Genomic DNA, 1,760 nt, shown 5'->3' with positions numbered 1-1,760 from the left:
TTGTCAACACCTTTTTTAAACTTTTTTTATTAATTTTACAACAGCTTCAGTTCGAGCTGTATGTGGGAACATATCAACTGACTGGATATAATGGACATTGTAGACTTCTACTAAGCGTACCAAATCACGAGCCAAAGTCGAAACATTACAAGAAATATAGACCATTTTTTCTGGTACATAAGTAAGAATAGTATCTAATAACTTATCGTCCAGACCTGTACGTGGTGGATCCACAATCAGTGCATCTGCCCGGTATCCTTCCTTGTACCAGCGAGGAATAATCTCTTCTGCTGTTCCAGCTTCATAATGAGTATTGTCGAACCCCATTCTTTTAGCATTTCGCTTAGCATCTTCAATAGCTTCTGGAATAATATCCATACCTCTGAGTGTTTTAACTTTCTTTGCAAAGGCAAACCCAATCGTTCCAACTCCACAATAAGCGTCAATCAAATGGTCTTCTTTATCAACATCCAGCGCTTTTACTGCTTCGCTATAGAGGACTTCTGTTTGCTCAGGATTTAGTTGATAGAAAGCTCGAGGGGATAGTGAAAATTCATAATCGAGTACACCTTCTTGAATACTCTCTTGTCCCCAGATAATCTCTGTCTTTTCACCATAAATCTCACTGGTTTTAGCTGTATTTGTATTCACAGCTACTGTCACAACTTCTGGAAAATCTTTAACCAACTCTTTTACCAGTTGGGTTAAATTAAGCTGACGATTTGTAACAATAATAATCTGAACCTGTCCAGTCTTTCTTGCTCGTCGGACCATTATAGTTCTAACACCTAGAACTTTTCTCTCATCCGTGATTGGAATCTGGTGAAAAGTAAGTAATTCTGCTAGACGATTAGCAATCACTTGAGTTTCCTTATCTTGTACTAGGCACTCTTTCAACTCTACCAAATAATGAGAGTTTTGTGCATACAGACCTGCCTTGACCTGATTCTTAAATTTTCGAGTCTGAAATTGTAACTTAGCACGGTAGTACTTTGGTTCCTGCATACCAATCGTCGGGCGGATTTCATAATTTTCATATCCTGCAGGGGCAAATTTTTTCAGCGCTTGATGAAGCAAGTCCGTCTTGAACTCCAGCTGCTTATCATAATGCAGGTGCATGATCTGGCAGCCTCCGCATTCATTATAAATAGTACAAGCTGGCACAACTCGAAATTTAGACTTCTTGTTAACCTTTAGTAATTTTGCTTCAACAAAGTTGCGTTTAATAGAAGTAATCTGACAATAGATATCTTCTCCTTTGAGAGCACCGGGTACAAAGACTAAAGTTTTTTGATAAAAGCCAATTCCCTCACCATTAATTCCCATGCGCTTGATTTTTAATGGTATTTTTTGTTTCACTTTCAGATTCATACCCCTATCTTATCACATTTTGAGTTATAATAGAACTATGAAAATCACAAAACTTGAAAAGAAAAAAAGACTCTATCTGATGGAGCTTGATAATGGAGACAAATGCTACATTACTGAAGATACTATTGTTCGTTTTATGTTATCAAGAGATAAGGTGGTAAGCGAAGAAGAATTGAAAGAGATTCAAGACTTTGCCAAATTTTCTTACGGTAAAAATCTAGCCCTCTACCACCTATCCTTTAAAGCACGCACTGAAAAAGAGGTCAGAGAATATCTAAAAAAATACGATATTGATGAAAACATAGTTTCTCAAGCCATTGCTAATCTTAAAGAAGATAAGTGGATCAATGATAGCCAATACGCTTATGCTAGCATCAATGCCAATCAAC

1 protein-coding gene and 1 pseudogene are annotated in these 1,760 nt (G+C 37.0%); one reads left to right on the top strand and one right to left on the bottom strand.

Translation table 11 applies throughout. The features are described 5' to 3' along the window. Window positions 1–15: 15 nt before the first annotated feature. On the bottom strand, window positions 16–1,371 hold the full coding sequence (gene rlmD, locus HT721_RS10730; RefSeq protein WP_173214647.1) for a 23S rRNA (uracil(1939)-C(5))-methyltransferase RlmD: 1,356 nt from the start codon (window positions 1,369–1,371) through the stop codon (window positions 16–18). A 37-nt stretch (window positions 1,372–1,408) separates the two neighbouring features. Between rlmD and HT721_RS10725 the strand changes: the two are divergent. Beyond that, a pseudogene (locus tag HT721_RS10725) lies at window positions 1,409–1,760 on the top strand (RecX family transcriptional regulator); the annotation flags it as partial.

The sequence above is a fragment of the Streptococcus sp. 4094 genome, from assembly GCF_013277125.1.
GTDB lineage: Bacteria > Bacillota > Bacilli > Lactobacillales > Streptococcaceae > Streptococcus.
Note: the sequence above shows the minus strand (reverse complement) of the source record. Positions and strands in the feature narration are given on the sequence as shown.